Annotated in this window: 16 protein-coding genes and 1 pseudogene; 8 read left to right on the top strand and 9 right to left on the bottom strand. The window is 41.6% G+C overall.

Annotated elements, in window-relative coordinates:
• The first annotated feature begins 189 nt into the window (after positions 1-189).
• The 3 genes and pseudogenes from CAL7507_RS11290 (at position 190) to CAL7507_RS11285 (ending at position 2,280) form a co-directional block, all read left to right on the top strand.
• Positions 190-1,164 (top strand): cysteine synthase A, encoded by a 975-nt coding sequence (locus CAL7507_RS11290; protein WP_015128606.1) that lies wholly within the window; start codon positions 190-192, stop codon positions 1,162-1,164.
• 91 nt (positions 1,165-1,255) lie between these two features.
• Positions 1,256-1,342, top strand: a pseudogene (locus CAL7507_RS33030) ((2Fe-2S) ferredoxin domain-containing protein); the annotation flags it as partial.
• Positions 1,343-1,398: 56 nt separating this feature from the next.
• Positions 1,399-2,280, top strand: a complete 882-nt coding sequence (locus CAL7507_RS11285; RefSeq protein WP_015128605.1) for a DUF5331 domain-containing protein — start codon at positions 1,399-1,401, stop codon at positions 2,278-2,280.
• Between the two features lie 70 nt (positions 2,281-2,350).
• Here the strand turns inward: CAL7507_RS11285 and CAL7507_RS11280 are convergent, their stop codons facing one another.
• The 5 genes from CAL7507_RS11280 to CAL7507_RS11260 form a co-directional block, all read right to left on the bottom strand.
• Positions 2,351-3,997, bottom strand: coding sequence for a DUF1565 domain-containing protein (locus CAL7507_RS11280; RefSeq protein WP_015128604.1), 1,647 nt, complete (start codon positions 3,995-3,997; stop codon positions 2,351-2,353).
• An 83-nt stretch (positions 3,998-4,080) separates the two neighbouring features.
• Positions 4,081-4,731 (bottom strand): hypothetical protein, encoded by a 651-nt coding sequence (locus CAL7507_RS11275; RefSeq protein WP_015128603.1) that lies wholly within the window; start codon positions 4,729-4,731, stop codon positions 4,081-4,083.
• Positions 4,722-5,555, bottom strand: a complete 834-nt coding sequence (locus CAL7507_RS11270) for a DUF692 domain-containing protein (protein WP_015128602.1) — start codon at positions 5,553-5,555, stop codon at positions 4,722-4,724. Before CAL7507_RS11270 ends, CAL7507_RS11275 begins: the two co-directional genes overlap by 10 nt.
• Before the next feature lie 5 nt (positions 5,556-5,560).
• A complete protein-coding gene (locus CAL7507_RS11265; protein WP_236556931.1) occupies positions 5,561-6,544 on the bottom strand; it encodes a TIGR04222 domain-containing membrane protein in 984 nt (327 codons plus the stop codon).
• Positions 6,545-6,796: 252 nt separating this feature from the next.
• A complete protein-coding gene (locus CAL7507_RS11260; RefSeq protein ID WP_015128599.1) occupies positions 6,797-7,588 on the bottom strand; it encodes an ion transporter in 792 nt (263 codons plus the stop codon).
• A gap of 91 nt (positions 7,589-7,679) precedes the next feature.
• Between CAL7507_RS11260 and CAL7507_RS11255 the strand changes: the two genes are divergently transcribed.
• Positions 7,680-8,105 (top strand): nucleoside deaminase, encoded by a 426-nt coding sequence (locus CAL7507_RS11255; protein ID WP_015128598.1) that lies wholly within the window; start codon positions 7,680-7,682, stop codon positions 8,103-8,105.
• A 38-nt stretch (positions 8,106-8,143) separates the two neighbouring features.
• Here the strand turns inward: CAL7507_RS11255 and CAL7507_RS11250 are convergent, their stop codons facing one another.
• The 3 genes from CAL7507_RS11250 to CAL7507_RS11240 all read right to left on the bottom strand — a co-directional run bounded on the left by CAL7507_RS11250 (position 8,144) and on the right by CAL7507_RS11240 (position 11,537).
• Positions 8,144-9,274 carry a hypothetical protein gene (locus CAL7507_RS11250; RefSeq protein ID WP_015128597.1) on the bottom strand — a complete coding sequence of 377 codons (1,131 nt, stop codon included), beginning with the start codon at positions 9,272-9,274 and terminating at the stop codon, positions 8,144-8,146.
• A gap of 395 nt (positions 9,275-9,669) precedes the next feature.
• Entirely contained in the window at positions 9,670-10,332 is a 663-nt protein-coding gene (locus CAL7507_RS11245; RefSeq protein WP_015128596.1) for a response regulator transcription factor, read from the bottom strand.
• Positions 10,329-11,537, bottom strand: coding sequence for a sensor histidine kinase (locus CAL7507_RS11240; RefSeq protein WP_015128595.1), 1,209 nt, complete (start codon positions 11,535-11,537; stop codon positions 10,329-10,331). Before CAL7507_RS11240 ends, CAL7507_RS11245 begins: the two co-directional genes overlap by 4 nt.
• A gap of 251 nt (positions 11,538-11,788) precedes the next feature.
• Here CAL7507_RS11240 and CAL7507_RS11235 point away from each other — a divergent pair, with 251 nt between their 5' ends.
• The 4 genes from CAL7507_RS11235 to CAL7507_RS11220 all read left to right on the top strand — a co-directional run bounded on the left by CAL7507_RS11235 (position 11,789) and on the right by CAL7507_RS11220 (position 13,700).
• Complete coding sequence (locus CAL7507_RS11235; protein ID WP_042341275.1) at positions 11,789-12,286, top strand: Spy/CpxP family protein refolding chaperone; 498 nt, start codon at positions 11,789-11,791, stop codon at positions 12,284-12,286.
• A 38-nt stretch (positions 12,287-12,324) separates the two neighbouring features.
• Positions 12,325-12,522, top strand: coding sequence for a hypothetical protein (locus CAL7507_RS11230; protein WP_015128593.1), 198 nt, complete (start codon positions 12,325-12,327; stop codon positions 12,520-12,522).
• 320 nt (positions 12,523-12,842) lie between these two features.
• The gene (gene sipA / locus CAL7507_RS11225; RefSeq protein WP_015128592.1) at positions 12,843-13,085 is read left to right on the top strand and encodes a regulatory protein SipA; all 243 of its coding nucleotides are present in this window, start codon (positions 12,843-12,845) and stop codon (positions 13,083-13,085) included.
• A 57-nt stretch (positions 13,086-13,142) separates the two neighbouring features.
• Complete coding sequence (locus CAL7507_RS11220) at positions 13,143-13,700, top strand: peroxiredoxin (RefSeq protein WP_042342076.1); 558 nt, start codon at positions 13,143-13,145, stop codon at positions 13,698-13,700.
• A gap of 243 nt (positions 13,701-13,943) precedes the next feature.
• Here CAL7507_RS11220 and metX read toward each other — a convergent pair whose 3' ends face one another.
• On the bottom strand, positions 13,944-14,987 hold the full coding sequence (metX, locus tag CAL7507_RS11215) for a homoserine O-acetyltransferase (RefSeq protein ID WP_015128590.1): 1,044 nt from the start codon (positions 14,985-14,987) through the stop codon (positions 13,944-13,946).
• Positions 14,988-15,068 lie beyond the last annotated feature (81 nt).

Here is a 15,068-nt window from a genome sequence, read left to right as displayed (position 1 = left end):
GAATAGGTGAAATACTCTCAACTTGCGTGAGAATAAAAATAAGAGCCAGGTAGGTATTATGTTTTCATCATTTATACTTATACTAAATTCCCATTAGTTTACCAATTACGAATTAGTACTAGACAAGACTTCTATACTGCTACCGTTATCAGCCAAAATTTTTATAGAGAGAACTTAGGTATCATCAAAATGACTATCACAAATGGCTTCGTAGGCACTATTGGCAACACACCCCTAATTCGTTTAAACAGCTTTAGCGAAGAAACAGGGTGCGAAATCCTCGCCAAAGCCGAATTTCTCAATCCTGGCGGTTCCGTTAAAGACCGAGCTGCACTTTACATCATCGAAGATGCAGAAGCAAAGGGTCTACTCAAACCTGGTGGTACAGTAGTTGAGGGTACTGCTGGTAATACTGGCATTGGACTAGCACATATTTGCAATGCCAAAGGCTATAAGTGTTTAATTATCATTCCTAATACCCAGTCACAAGAAAAAATAGACGCACTGACGACATTAGGCGCAGAAGTCCGCACCGTCCCCGCTGTTCCCTACAAAGACCCCAACAATTACGTTAAGCTATCTGGCAGAATCGCCGCCGAATTAGACAACGCTATTTGGGCAAATCAGTTTGATAATTTAGCTAACCGCCTTGCCCACTACGAAACCACAGGGCCAGAAATTTGGGCACAGACAGATGGTAAAATTGATGCCTGGACAGCCTCAACTGGTACTGGTGGTACATTTGCAGGCGTAGCGCTTTATTTAAAAGAAAAAAATCCAGCGATAAAATCTGTTGTGGCTGACCCCTTAGGTAGCGGAATATACAGCCACTTCAAGCTAGGCGAAATCAAGATAGAAGGTAATTCCATCACCGAAGGCATTGGTAACAGCCGCATCACCGCCAATCTAGAAGGCGCACCGGTTGATGATGCGATTCAGATTGATGACCAAGAAGCTTTGCGAGTGGTTTATCAATTACTGCGAAAAGATGGACTGTTAATGGGTGGTTCCACAGGTATTAATGTTGCAGCCGCCGTTGCTTTAGCCAAGCAATTAGGGCCAGGACATACCATTGTTACCATTTTGTGTGATAGTGGTTCACGATATCAATCGCGGATATTCAACCGCGAATGGCTAGCCTCAAAAGGACTTGCGGTAGATTAGTCATTTGTCATTTGTCAAGAATTATTCTCCCTGCTCCCCTTGGACTGAGCGTAGTCGAAGTCTGCCCCCTGCCTCCTCCTCTGCTCATAGTGAAGGACCTCTAGTGGTAGAAGAGCATTTACTAAGTGGCCAAAGAGTCAAAAATATGCTTTATTATCGGTTTCATCCCCAGGGATAAAACTGTTTAAAAATACATAGATTCTGCACTCTTTGTTGACTAAAGCGAGGCATCTGATGAACATTCAGCAGCTACGTCAATCTTTGAAAATGAAGTGGCTAAGTTACTACCAGCAAAATCGCACTTGGTTGGTAAAAATGCGAGTTTGGGGGACTTATGATGGATTGCGTCGTCCTTCCTCTGGTTTTATCTTGGCTACTTTGTCTGTTTTAGAACCGCAATTTGATCAGATAATTCCTTTTATCCTGGATTTGAATAACAATCCCGATCAGATAGTTGCGGCTCTAGGTCTTAACTTCAATCCTGATCAAGAGTTAAGCCTAACATCATCAGAACTTTCCATAGATGCAAACCAAATTCCCGACGATTCTCCTTTAGAGACTTATGTTGAGGATAATTCTGTGACATCGGTTGCAGTGACTACGGCGGCGACAGAATCTCCTGACAAAGCTGCATATAATTTCCAGCCTGGACAAGGTTTTGCACGCAGAGAAAAAGTTGTGTCATCAAATACATTTGCGGTAAAAGGAACTAGCGATCGCCAACCTGTGTCTACACGAGAATCTTCTACCAAGACGCTACCGTTTGACAAACCGCCTTCCGGGTTTCCACGTCAACAAAAACCTGGGCGAGGGGCGATCGCACAACTCCCTTCTAGAACATCTTTAGCAATGCTGAATCAGGTGAAGCGCCCAACTAAAACAGTACCACCACTCTCTGCTAGTAAGGTTTCTAGTAATAATAAAACCCTCTCATCACTGACTGTGGCGATCCAGATTCCTGGTGATGGCAAACCGATAAAGATGCACTTGCAAGACAGTCCTGACAAAGCTAAACCATCTCCTCCCAGTAATGCTAGTAGTTTAGCTTCTTGGATCGACGAATTTTGTCAGGGTGCTGAATGGGACTCGAAAGCAGCTATTTTTACCAGATTTTAACAGAGAATGGGGGCTAGGAATTAGAAGTAACGTTACCAATTCCCAGTCCCCTACTGACAAATTTCAGTAATTACTTAGCCACGATATAAGGCGAGTTAATCGCCGCTACACGGCCAGCATCTACCAGAGCTTGATACACTAATGCCACTACCTCAGCGCGTGTAGCATCGCGGGTAGGGTTGAGTTGCTTGGGATTTGGGTAATTGACAATAATTCGTTTGTCTATTGCTTTGGCTACTTCATCTTTAGCATAGTCAGGAATCTTGGCTTGATCGTCGAATTTGACGGTGGTTGTACTATCAGCAGATAACCCCAATCCATTCACCAGAGAGACAATTACTTGCACACGCTGGATATTTTTGTTGGGTGCGAAGGTGCCGTCAGGAAACCCAGAGAGAAATAAACCTTGATATGCTTGCTGAATTACCTTAGATGCCCAAAAGTCTGCTGGGACATCTTTGAATTTGACAGCAGCACGATTTGAGGATGGACTGAAAGCTTTTACCACTAAAGCAGCATATTGTGCCCGTGTCATCGTTGCATCGGGTTTAAAAGTGCGATCGGGAAAACCACTGACTATCCCCTGCTTGACTAATTCCTTAATAAATGCTGCTGCCCAATGATTAGCAATATCAGTTAAGTCACTGGATGTAGGTATCGGGGTTGGGGTTGGTTTCGGAGTGGGTGTAGGTGTGGGGATTGGTACAGGTATAGGTATTGTAGGGTCTGGAGTGGGTTCTGGTGTGGAGTCTGTGGGGTCTGGTGTTGGTGTGGTAGGCGTTGGTGTGGTAGGTGTTGGTGTTGTAGGCGTTGGTGTGGTAGGCGTTGGTGTGGTAGGCGTTGGTAGTGAAACATCCGCAAACTGTAAGCTTCCTGTGACTTTTTTCGGATCGATTTGATTGCCCACAGAAATCAGCTTGTTAGTACCGGCATTTTGCAAATCAAACTTGCCGTTATTGCGTAGGATGTTACCCCCTGGGTTATCAGCACTACCTAAATCTGGGAAGGCATTCGCAATTACTGTCAAACCATCGTCAGTATTTTTTTCACTGTAATTATTCCGCAATACTGGACGTGCAGTTCCAGAAACAACTATCCCAGAGCGGTTTTCGGAGATTTTATTATCTATAAGTGTCGGTGATGCTGCATCACTAATCGCAATACCAAAACCTGTTTTGAAGATGGTATTACCTTTTATTTGCCCTTTGGAATTTTTAGCTATAGAAATACCATTGGCAGCATTCTCAGAGAATACACTATCAAGGATGCTTGGGTTAGCATCACCAGTGGCAAAGACTCCCTCACGTTTAGATTGAGTGAAGGTGCTATTAGCAATAGTGGGTGCGCTTGATTCAACCCAGACAGCCGTACCACGACTAGCTAGATTTTTTACACTCACACCCCGTAATTCTGCACCATCGAGCAGTACGAAAGTGACATTTTGAGCCGCAAAAGTCCGGCTGAGGTAGCTACCACTGCCTTCAATTAAAACATTCTGGCCTTTGTTGGCTTCATTACCCACTACAATAGTGCCAGATGGAACTGTGAGGGGGAAAACTTCACCACTAGTGGCATTGTAATTACCGTCTGCCAATTGAATCTTAGTACCGATAGTGGCAAGCTTGAGGGCGCGGGTAATGGTTTTGAAGGGGGCTGGTTGGCTACCAGGGTTAGCATCATTGCCTGCCGCTGGATTTACGTAAAAATTTGATGCCATATTTATACTGTTAAAAAAGACATAGATATCCTAGCGCTAACTGTTGAATTAGGTAGGAATTCTTAAAATTTAACGAATCAACATTAACTTCTCAAGTCAGATGATACATTCCGCAAAAACGCAGAAGAGAAGTATACTGGCGCAGGTAGTAGGATATGGTGCAGATGGGATCGCCCTGAAAAACGCCACCAAACTGCTATAGTTGGTTGGCTGAGGTTTGCGTCTGTACTCCCTAGAGAGCCAACAGGATAACGAAACCAGCATACCTGCAAGCCGCGATGCAGTTCATCAACCAACAACCAGGTTTTTTCATAGCGCGCTAAATCACTTACCCAAGCAGGATCAATCCCCTCTACTTGTGCAACTTTTTCGATGAAGTTAGCAAAAGCTATGCCTTCGGCGGTTCGCGGAGCGACCATCGCATCTTTCCGATGTTTCTTGATACCCTGCGGTAAATAGGTTTCTGCATAGCGCCAAAACAAAGTAGTAAAATTTTTACCCAATACCCGTACAGTGCGTGGTAATAATTCCCGCACTTCTCCTAAGCGCTTCCACTTAAGAGAATTAGCAAAGACGTTGACTTCCTGAACAGAAAGTTGCGATAACTGCTGTATTTCACTATCACTCAATCCCAACTCTGCGCCAACAGCGTGCGGGTGAGCAAAGAACCGCTTTCTCAACTCAGTATTAGTGTAAAGTTGCGCTAAAACTTGCTGTGTTTGTGCTAAACCCATCTACCATGACTCCTACCAAGTTGCCTTGCTTGTTGTATTTCCCCTACCAATTCTGCAAACGGTGGCAAGTTTTCATCCCGTTCTAAAACAATGCCTTTAATTGCAACCTTAGCCAAAACTGCATCCATGAGTTGCCAAACCTCAACTGGCGTTAACTGGGAATGGCTATCAATCAACAAACCATCATGCCAATGTCCACCAACGAAATGCAACTGCACCACACGTTCCCAAGGTAATTCCTGGAGAAAGTTATCCACATCGTAGCCGTAGTTCACAGCATTAGTGTGGAGGTTCGTCACATCCAACAGCAACCCACAATCAGCACGTTCCACTACTTCCGCCAAAAACTGGGCTTCTGTCATCTCGGCACCAGGAAGCGTCACCATGTATGTAATATTTTCCAGAACCAAAGGTGCATCAATCCAGCGACGCACCTCAGCGATGTTACGACAAAGAACTTCTACAGCTTCTTTGGTATAAGGTAGCGGTGATAAATGTCCGATATCAATTCCACCTGCTTTTGTAAAGCAGATATGCTCACTCCACCAAGGAGGGTTAAGCTGCTTAATCAGTGCGGCTAGTTTACTTAAATATTCTCCATCCAAACCTTCAGCACTGCCTAATGACAGATTAATCCCATGAGGAATAATCGGGAAATGAGCCGCCAAAAGTTCTAATTCTTGCTGTTTTTGCCAAGGTGCATCTAGATAATGTTCGGCAACAATTTCGAGAAAGTCCACTTGCTGACGGTTGAGAAACAAGTCACTTTTAAACGGTTCTCGAAAACCCAGTCCCACTCCTAAAGTCGGGAGATGAGAAAACATTGCTCTTAACCTCCTCCACAGCCACCGCAGCCGCCACCGCAAGAACTACCGCTACTGCAAGAACTACACCCCGAACTGCTACTACATGAGCTATCAGATGAGCCTCTTTGCTTGCTGCTTCTATTAGAGAATACGGTAGGAAAGAACACTTTATAGTATGAGTCGTAGGAAGTACCTGCAAGCGCTTCAACACCGAAGAGAGCTACCACCAAATTGTAGTCAGATACAGAAGGTATACTAAACTTTATCTTTGATTGCAACTGAGCGAAGGTTTCTTGGAGTTGCTGTAGATAAGCTTTGCCTCGGAGACTTAAGCGCGATCGCTTACTCACAAACCATAAAATAAAGATAATCGCTAGGATACCCATAACAATCAAAAAACCCACGTTATGGCGTCCCTTTCCCAAAGCTACCACGAGTTTATAACCGCCTAGGCTAAAAATAATTGTCGCCGCAATCAAGCCAACTGTAATCTTCCATTCTTGCCATTTTTGAGTAGATAGCAGTTGCTCATTTTGTAGCTGCTCCTCATAAAGATTGCAGTATTGCTGTACTTTCTGGGCTATTAACTCCATCGACTTTACAGATGGAGCAGAAGAATAACTAGCAAAAACCTCACGCTCTATAGGCTGTAACTCAGACAGATCATCATGATTTGATGTTTGGCTAATGAATTTTTCAGCGATTTGTAAATAATTCCTTTGAATTAAATTCAAAATCGCTACCTTTGTCACTTCTAATGCTCCCGAACGCAAGTAAGCAATTTCGTAGGGATCTGGTTCGTGAGGAATTAACGGCAAAGGTTGGTTTTTTGTTGGATCTTGTATCAGCCACCCGCAGACTAACACTGCCAAAATAATGATACTGCCATACAACAGTAGAAAATTTGGCCCATACATATCTGCAATTGGATTATTTAGCAAGGCATCCATTAAATTTGCTCCTTCTGGGCACATCACTAAAGTGAACCTGTTTGGAGAATTCAACATTAAAAATCCACACACATTAAGAGGATTAGAACCAGAATGTTGAATTTATACCGTTTTTTTGTGAAGCTGCATATAATTCACCCCCCGGCTATCGCCGTCCCCCCTTGCCAAGGGGGGACTACAGGGGGGTATTATTATGTGCATCTTCATACAGAATTGGTATTACATGAGTTACTACTTTTACAGCAAAAATCTACATTACAATTATACTACATTTAAGCTAATACGTAAATTCACCGCATAACAGCCCATTTAATCAATGTGCATAGTAGGTAACTTAGTCCCACATCTTTTACAAAAACCAGCATCTGCATCATGAAAAGCCAAACCACAACTAGCACAAACCGTTTCTACCTGATTGGCAGTTTTTACCAATCGCTTAATTAAATCACCCACTTGCCAAGGAATCAGTGCAATACCAGTTAAAATCATTAATACTGTCAGCCAGCGACCTAATTCGGAAATCGGAGTCACATCACCGAATCCCACAGTCGTCATAGTGACAATTGAAAAGTATAGTGCATCCAAAAAAGTAGCGAAACCTTTAGGGTTAACTGGATGCTCAACTTGATAAATTAAGCCAGAATAAACAAATATAATCGCAAATAATGTAAATGATATTCGGGTAAATATGACACCATCTTCCGTGCTAATGCTACCAAATAAAAACTTTTTATCGATAAACCTGATTAACCTTAAAATCCGAAACCACCGCAACAACCGAATAAAGCTGATATCTACCTCTCCCAAGAAAAATGGCAAAATAGCTATCAAATCAATAATTGAATAAAAACTCAGAAGATATTTAATTTTGTTCTCTGCACTCCAGAGACGGAGTATATATTCTATTGCAAAAATTACGAAAATAGCAGTATCTATTGCATTCAACTGGAATCTGAATAAATCAGGAATATCATAAGTTTCTGCAACAAAAATTCCTGATGAGAGCAGTACCAGTCCGGCAATTGTTAAATTAATTGCTTTACCTACTGGTGTGTCTAAATCTTTTAAATAGAATTCAGCTTTTTCTCTAGTGAGTAACATATTTGAGACTAGCCAATTTTAACGAATTCACAGCAATAACAATTGCAATGCGATATTCTTAAACTTTACCCTGCTCAATTCCGAAGTTGGTATGAATCAAGAATATTTTATGCACCTAGCATTGTTGGAAGCTAAAAAAGGTGATGCACCCTATGGTGCGGCGATAGTTCACAATAACGAAGTTGTTGCTGTAGGTCATAATACTGTAATTCAAGACAGCGATCCATCTGCCCATGCAGAAATCAATGTTATTCGCAGTTTAACAGCTAAACTGAAAAATCCCTCCTTAGAAGGTTATAGCATATATACAACTGGCGAACCTTGCCCTATGTGTGCAACTGCTTGCATTTGGACTGGTATCTCGGAAATTATCTACGGTGCTTCCATTCAAGACTTAATTTCAATTAATCAATCACAAATTGATATATCTTGTGAAGAGGTAATTGCCAAATCTTTTAGGAATATAAAGGTAACAAAAGGCGTTTTAAAAGCAGAATGTCTACAGTTATTTAAATAAATAGCTAAATTCAATTATAATTTCCAGAAATTGCGCTCCTATAATCCAAGTTCAGCAAACACTGCTGGAGAAAACATTTGCCACAATACTTGAAAATATGGCATTAAGGTGTCAGCTTGTTGAGGAGTCAGACGATTTTGTATTTCCTGTCCTAGGAAATGTAGCATTTGGCGAATTAGTTCCCAATGTACTTTTAATTTGGGATAAAGCATTACACACAGTGGAAATAACTCTTGTTGGATAGCGGCAATATTTCCTTCTAAGGCACAAAGCCACAGGTATACTTGGAACATCTCTACATCCCGAATGCTAGAGATTTTGACTGCTGGGGCACTCAAAGTACCAGACATAGATTGGTAATTAGGATAAAGTTCGATGACACTTTGGCAAATATTCTTGGCAATTTGTGTACTAACGGGTAGTAGTTGTTGGACTGCGGACAGCGCTAGGGAATTATAATCGTGTTGAGCCGCTGCTTTATAGACACGTTGCAATGGCATGTAGAGGTGATCATCAATCACTTTAAAGTATGCACCAATTAGCGATCGCTCTATTGGCTCAAGTGGTTCCATGAGCATTTGACTAGTGTAATGAAACTGCATACTTACAAAGCCGATAACCCTGGGATCAAGACTTGTATATTTGTTTCTGATTGCTCCGATATCTTTACCAATGACTGTAGCCAACTTGCTAGGAGCCACTTGTTCGGTATATACTTCCAGTGCCTGTTCATCAAGCTGATTATTTTCCTCATCTATTTCTATAACTTGAGAAAGAGGCCGCAACACCGCTTGTTGAGTGTACACATCTAAGGTTTTCTGGTAAATCTTAAAAGAATCTGCCGCAACTTCCCACGGATTAATTATGTTGGGATCTATGCCATGTTGTATGACTTCAGTTGATAGTAGCGCTTCCGTTTTATTCCAAGATTTAGCACTGACGCTTCTTAAAGATTCCATAATTTTTTGGGCGGTTTTCTTGCGTCCCATTGGGGACACTATCTCTGACAGATTTGATGGAATAGAACTTTCTTGAGCTTTGTGGTCAATCCGGAGGTTCTGCACATATTTTTTAGCCCATTGCTGTGCTAAAGATTCCACTGTATTTTTATTTTCTGTAGGTGAAACTAGTTTTAAACTATTGCCTAAAATTCCTTGTTGCACAGACATTAATTTATTACCCTGATGTCGTTTGAAAAATCAAGTCTTTTTGTAAATAAATATTACTCTTATTAACTTGATTATGCTTGGGGTAACATTAATCTCAAACGGGGTAATTACAAGTATATTTTGTATATTTAAATCAAAAAACTCGGTACTTTTTCGTAAGATGTAATGTTCTCAAAGAATTTCTCAGATAAAATACTGGAAAATTTGGCTATTGATAAGTGTTTTAATTTACCAATTTTTGTGGTTTAACAATATATGAGACTCATACTTAATTTTTGAAGTACAGTTAAGGGAGCCATTTGCGTGGGCGGGTTTCCCTACTTGGGCGTTAGCGACAAAGGAGAGTCACTGGTGTTGTGTAAGCGGAGTATAATGCATCGTCCTAAAGCTACGGTTTAGATATCCTGTTCTAAGTAGGATAGAAATGTATTAGCAAAAATGGCTGCTTGAGTACGATCGCGCAAATTTAACCGATTTAAAATATTTGTGACATGGTTTTTCACTGTACCTTCAGAAATGTAGAGTTTTTGAGAAATTTCTCGGTTACTAGCACCTGTGGCAATGAGCCGCAAAACTTCTTTTTCTCTGGGAGTCAGTTCAGCTAAACTAGGTGGTGTGGGTGGCGACTGAGTCAGTGTGGCAGTGGAAAACTGAGTCAAAAGTTTTTTCACTATTCCTGGGCCTAGTTGCGTATACCCTTTATGAACGGCGCGAATAGCCACAGCTAATTCTTCTGAGGGCGTATCTTTGAGTAAGTAACCCATTGCTCCATTTTGTAAGGCGGCTGTAACATATTCTTGATCATCAAAAGTCGTCAATACTAAAACTTTAATACCACTAAAACGCTGATGAATTTCTTGAGTTGCGGCGACTCCATCCATAATTGGCATTCTGATATCCATCAACACTACATGTGGCTGTAGTTCCGCAATTAATTTAATTGCGCTTTCACCGTTTTCTGCTTCTCCTACTATTTCTAAATCTGGTTCTAATTCTAATAAAGCTCTTAATCCTTGACGGATTAAACTTTGATCATCTACTAATAATACTTTAATCATAATTTCAATCTTCTTAGGGGAATATCAACTGTTATTTGACAACCATAACCAGGAGCGCTGTTAATATTAAACTTACCTCCCACTGCTAAAGTGCGATCGCGCATACTATGCAATCCAAAACCCGTGGTATTTTGCTTTAAGTCAAAGCCTCTACCATTATCCTGAATTTTTAACCTCAGACTATTGATAGTCGTAGTTAATTCTAATTTAATTTCACTTGCTGTTGCATATTTAGAAATATTTGTCAACGATTCTTGGATGATGCGGTAAATTGCCGTTTTAATTTCAGTTGGCAGAGGATAGACTAAGTTAATTTCACAACTTGGTTGCACTCCCTTTGAACGGTAAAAATCTTCTGCAAGAATAGAGATTGCTTGTTCTAAAGACTGTTCTTGCAAAGGATGAGAACGCATAGCAGAAACCGAGTGTCGTACATCCTGTAATGCTTTAGAACCTAGTTCTTTTGCCCGTGCTAAAAAAGTTTGAGATTTGGATGGGTTGGATTGAAAAAGTTTTAAAGCGGTTTCTAATTGCAAATTTAAAGCAGTTAGTGAATGTCCTAAAGAATCATGAATTTCACGAGCAATCCGATTCCGTTCTTCTAAGGTTGCTTGATTTTCAATTCGGTGGGCGTATTGTAGGAGTTTTTCATTAGCAATGGCTAATTCTTCTCGACTTTGTCGCTCAGATATCACCGTATTCATCAACAGCAGCACAAACACTAAACTTAATCCAAATAATAAAATTAAGCTCAAGGTGAAAAACCAAAACCGTTCTTGGTCTTGGGGCTGTACTGGAAATCTAGGTGCGCGATATATTAGTGTAAACACAAATAAAATAAACGATAAAATTGTTACTAATAAACGCCCAGGCAAGCTAAAAATTAGACAACTTCGTGTGACTAAAATCACATATAAATAAGGAAATAAGCGAGCAGTTTTACCACCATAAACCCCAGTCAATAAAATCAAACCGATTTCAGCAGCTGTGTAAATTATCTTGGTAATACGATTACTGGTAGGTAATCTTAAGCCCATTAAGCCAAATATAATTAAACTGCAAATTGTCAGTTCTGGAATTCTGGTAGAGAATCTTGGTGAATGATGTGGCAGCAAAGCCGTCACCGTAGCGATCGCTAATAATACCCACTCCAAATAAAGCAGAAACCGAAAAGGATGATTATCAATTTTTATGGGGCGACTCATAGTATTTTATACGTTGGCTTTAGGAGTATTAAAGTTTTAGTTTTATGTATCTGGATATAAATCCTTCGTTGAGAGATATTCCAGCAATATCATAGATTTACTGTAATTTATATGCGATCGCTAGTCACATTGATTAGGGATAAATTGTGACTTTAGTCATGGGTGTATTCATGACTTTCTCCCCATGTGACTTCTTGATCTAAGTTCCTATGATGGTGACATCCAACCAGGAAAAAACCACAAAGTACACCATGAAACTCAAAACATTATCAATCGTAGCTAGCGCGATCGCCCTGACTTTAACTGCGACTCCTTTCTTAGTCAAAGCACAAACAGGCTCACCTTCACCCCAACCAGGTGTAGAAACTCCCAAAAAACCAAGAGGTGAAAGAGGTCCTTGGAAAAATCTCAATTTAACTGAAGCGCAAAAAACCCGTATCCAAGAAATCAATCGTAACACCCGCACCCAAATTGAAGCCGTTTTCACCGACGAACAAAAAGCGAAGTTAAAAGCTGCATTCCAAGCACGTCAAGCCCAGCGCGCACAAGGTCAACAACGTCCACAAGGTCAACGCCCAGGAAAGGAATTTGCTGACTTGAATTTGAGTGAAGCCCAAAAAACCCAAATACGGCAAATCCGGGAGTCATCAAAACAACAGATGCAATCAGTGCTAACTGCTGAACAACAGCAAAAACTACAGGAATTCAAGAAGAATGCTGCTTCCCGCCGTCAGCCAGCTACTCGCTAGGGATATGAAGCACCTTTAATAACACATCCAATCGAGCTATGACGCCACTCCTTGCCACTTCCCCGAATACCACTCCTCGCTTACAACAGATTTTAGACTTAATCGATCGCCAGGCTGAAGCACAAGGATTAGCCGTTCCTCAAATTGTGGAGATTGAGAAATTGCGTTCTTTGTCTACTGGCACTTTTGGTAAAGCTTGGGCCGATTTGCTGGATGCAAACAACTTACAACCTTAATCTAAAATCCAAAATTTAAAATCTAAAATTCTGTGGGGCGGGGCTTGAACCGAAAAATAATCCAAAATCCAAAATCCAAAATCTAAAATTGGCATGGTCAACAGTCAATGGTTAATGGTTAACGGTCAGTGGTCGATGGTTAATAGTCAATGGTCAATAGTTAATGGTCAATGGTCAAGAGAATTATTAGTAATTCTCCCCCTTCCTCCCTCTTCCACTCCCCCTACTCCGCCTACGCAGAGATAGAAAATTTAGCTAACCCCTAGTAAAAGTTAGGAGTTTTGAGTTATGAGTTAATTCAAAACCCTAGCTTTTGCAATATGTCTCAAGAATTTGCCATTGGTAGTAAAGTCCGTGTCGTGTCACTACCACCCTACGTCAAAACTGCAGACCCTATGCCCATGCTCCGCCCCCCAGATGTCATTCACATCGGCGAAGAAGGGATTGTCCTTGACCGCCGTCCTGGTGGTTATTGGGGTATTCGCTTTGGTAAGGGAGCTTTCCTCTTGGATAGCCAGTACATCGAAAGCACAGAAATTCCTCCTGAATCTCAATCAGAGTGATAATATCTGTAACTAAGAATTGTAAACTTATGTTAATTTATGATTCTTGTCTACACAATGATTTCCCGGCGCACTTTTTTAAGCATAGTATTTGCCAGCTGTTTGGCTCTCATCAGTTGGTTGAACTTTACCCCAGTGGCTAATGCACTTGGTGGTAAGCTACCAACAATTAATCAACCGGCGCCAGAGTTCACATTACCAACTAACACAGGTGATGGCAAAATTTCCCTCTCTGACTTGCGGGGTAAGTGGGTAGTCCTCTATTTTTACCCGAAAGACTTCACCTCTGGTTGCACTATTGAAGCTCGTCGTTTTCAGCAAGATTTGCCCAAATACTTAGACAAAAACGCTCAGATTATTGGCGTTAGTGCTGATGATGTTGATTCCCACGCCGAATTTTGTGATTCAGAGGGGCTAAAATTTCCCCTGTTGGCTGATACGACTGGTGCTGTGAGTAAAACTTACGGTTCTTGGATTGGTTTTGTATCCATGCGCCATAGTTTTATCATCGATCCTCAAGGGATTCTGCGGGAGACTTTTGTCAAAGTCAACCCCTCTATTCACAGTACAGAAGTGCTGGCACGATTAGAGAAATTGCAGTCTGCAGCTTCTTAGAATTCAATTGGGAACTGCAATTTTTGGCTATGGACGTGATTAATCGCGTCCATAGCTTTTTTTATAGGTACAACATTAACACACCCTAAACTTGAAAGGGCTAGTACAGCGCGGCGTAAATGAACATACCATTTCAAATGGCGCAAAAGCCCAGAATACAATTCTTTTGACTTTTGACTTTTGACTTTTGACTTCCGCCTTGCGGTACTAGTCCTAGGTAATTATCTCCCAATGCCCAATGCCCTAATTGCGAAAATTAGCAATCCACTCATTCAATATTGTCATCTCGATTAAAAACGCATCGTGTCCGTGGGATGACTCCAACCATAGCAATTGAGCATTGGGAATCAAGTCTGCGAGTTCTTGCTGTTCGACTGGTGGGTAGAGAATGTCAGTATTAATACCAACTATTAGAGCAGGTTGCTGGATACTTTGCAGTGCAGATTCATAACTCTGGCGCTGATAGCCAACATCGTGACTATCCATCGCTTGGGTGAGTGTGATGTAAGTGTTGGCATCAAAACGTTCTATTAATTTTATACCTTGGTGCTGTAAATAGCTAGCGATCGCAAACTGCTGATCGTCTTGAGATTCTCGCCCAAATCGCTCCTGGAAGCTAGCCCAGGCGCGGTAAGTATTCATGGCAATCATCCTAGCGACAGCTAAACCTTGCGCTGGTGGCTGCTCAACTGTATAATTTCCTGCTTGCCAGTGAGGATCAGCATAAATAGCTTGTCGTTGTGCTTCACTTAAGCCAATACACCAAGCAGAATGCCTACCAGATGTAGCAATTGGTGCGATCGCTTTTACTCTCTCAGGATACAGCAACGCCCACTCTAATACTTGCATACCACCGAGCGATCCCCCAAGGACTAATTCCAGCGATCGCACCCCCAGCGATTCCAGCAGCAAAGCTTGCAGGTGAACCATATCCCGGATTGTCATCTTAGGAAATGTAGCTCCATAAGCAAAGCCAGTTTCCGAATTAATCGCCGTTGGCCCAGTCGTACCGTAACAACTCCCCAAAACATTACTACAGATAATCAAATCCCGCTCAGGATCAAGCGCTTTCCCTTCACCCAACAAAGGTTCCCACCAATCATCAACATCAGCAGAGCCAGTCAAAGCATGACAAACTAACACAGCATTGTCGCCTGCTGCATTCAATTCACCCCAAGTCCGATAAGCAACTTGAACCCCGGTTAATTCTCTACCAGATTCCAATTTAAAAGGACGAGGAAGTTGATAGAACTGAGTTTGGGCTGAAATCAAGTGCAGGTAGCTCATTTGAACTCCTTTGGGGCGGAAGTGGGGCAGACTTCGACTACGCTCAGTCCAAGGGGAGCAGCGGATAATAACTCTTGACTC

Origin of the sequence: Calothrix sp. PCC 7507, from assembly GCF_000316575.1 — a bacterium.
GTDB lineage: Bacteria > Cyanobacteriota > Cyanobacteriia > Cyanobacteriales > Nostocaceae > Fortiea.
This window is presented reverse-complemented; position numbering and strand designations above follow the sequence as displayed.

What these genes read in the sequence shown, in the direction of transcription:
- CAL7507_RS11255 (WP_015128598.1), top strand. Translation starts at nt 7,680, where the DNA reads ATGAATCAAGAATATTTTATGCACCTAGCATTGTTGGAAGCTAAAAAA.
- sipA (WP_015128592.1), top strand. Translation starts at nt 12,843, where the DNA reads ATGTCTCAAGAATTTGCCATTGGTAGTAAAGTCCGTGTCGTGTCACTA.
- CAL7507_RS11285 (WP_015128605.1), top strand. Translation starts at nt 1,399, where the DNA reads ATGAACATTCAGCAGCTACGTCAATCTTTGAAAATGAAGTGGCTAAGT.
- CAL7507_RS11270 (WP_015128602.1), bottom strand. Translation starts at nt 5,555, where the DNA reads ATGTTTTCTCATCTCCCGACTTTAGGAGTGGGACTGGGTTTTCGAGAA.
- CAL7507_RS11250 (WP_015128597.1), bottom strand. Translation starts at nt 9,274, where the DNA reads ATGTCTGTGCAACAAGGAATTTTAGGCAATAGTTTAAAACTAGTTTCA.
- CAL7507_RS11260 (WP_015128599.1), bottom strand. Translation starts at nt 7,588, where the DNA reads ATGTTACTCACTAGAGAAAAAGCTGAATTCTATTTAAAAGATTTAGAC.
- CAL7507_RS11265 (WP_236556931.1), bottom strand. Translation starts at nt 6,544, where the DNA reads ATGTTGAATTCTCCAAACAGGTTCACTTTAGTGATGTGCCCAGAAGGA.
- CAL7507_RS11280 (WP_015128604.1), bottom strand. Translation starts at nt 3,997, where the DNA reads ATGGCATCAAATTTTTACGTAAATCCAGCGGCAGGCAATGATGCTAAC.
- CAL7507_RS11290 (WP_015128606.1), top strand. Translation starts at nt 190, where the DNA reads ATGACTATCACAAATGGCTTCGTAGGCACTATTGGCAACACACCCCTA.
- CAL7507_RS11240 (WP_015128595.1), bottom strand. Translation starts at nt 11,537, where the DNA reads ATGAGTCGCCCCATAAAAATTGATAATCATCCTTTTCGGTTTCTGCTT.
- CAL7507_RS11275 (WP_015128603.1), bottom strand. Translation starts at nt 4,731, where the DNA reads ATGGGTTTAGCACAAACACAGCAAGTTTTAGCGCAACTTTACACTAAT.
- CAL7507_RS11235 (WP_042341275.1), top strand. Translation starts at nt 11,789, where the DNA reads ATGAAACTCAAAACATTATCAATCGTAGCTAGCGCGATCGCCCTGACT.
- CAL7507_RS11220 (WP_042342076.1), top strand. Translation starts at nt 13,143, where the DNA reads ATGATTTCCCGGCGCACTTTTTTAAGCATAGTATTTGCCAGCTGTTTG.
- CAL7507_RS11245 (WP_015128596.1), bottom strand. Translation starts at nt 10,332, where the DNA reads ATGATTAAAGTATTATTAGTAGATGATCAAAGTTTAATCCGTCAAGGA.
- CAL7507_RS11230 (WP_015128593.1), top strand. Translation starts at nt 12,325, where the DNA reads ATGACGCCACTCCTTGCCACTTCCCCGAATACCACTCCTCGCTTACAA.
- metX (WP_015128590.1), bottom strand. Translation starts at nt 14,987, where the DNA reads ATGAGCTACCTGCACTTGATTTCAGCCCAAACTCAGTTCTATCAACTT.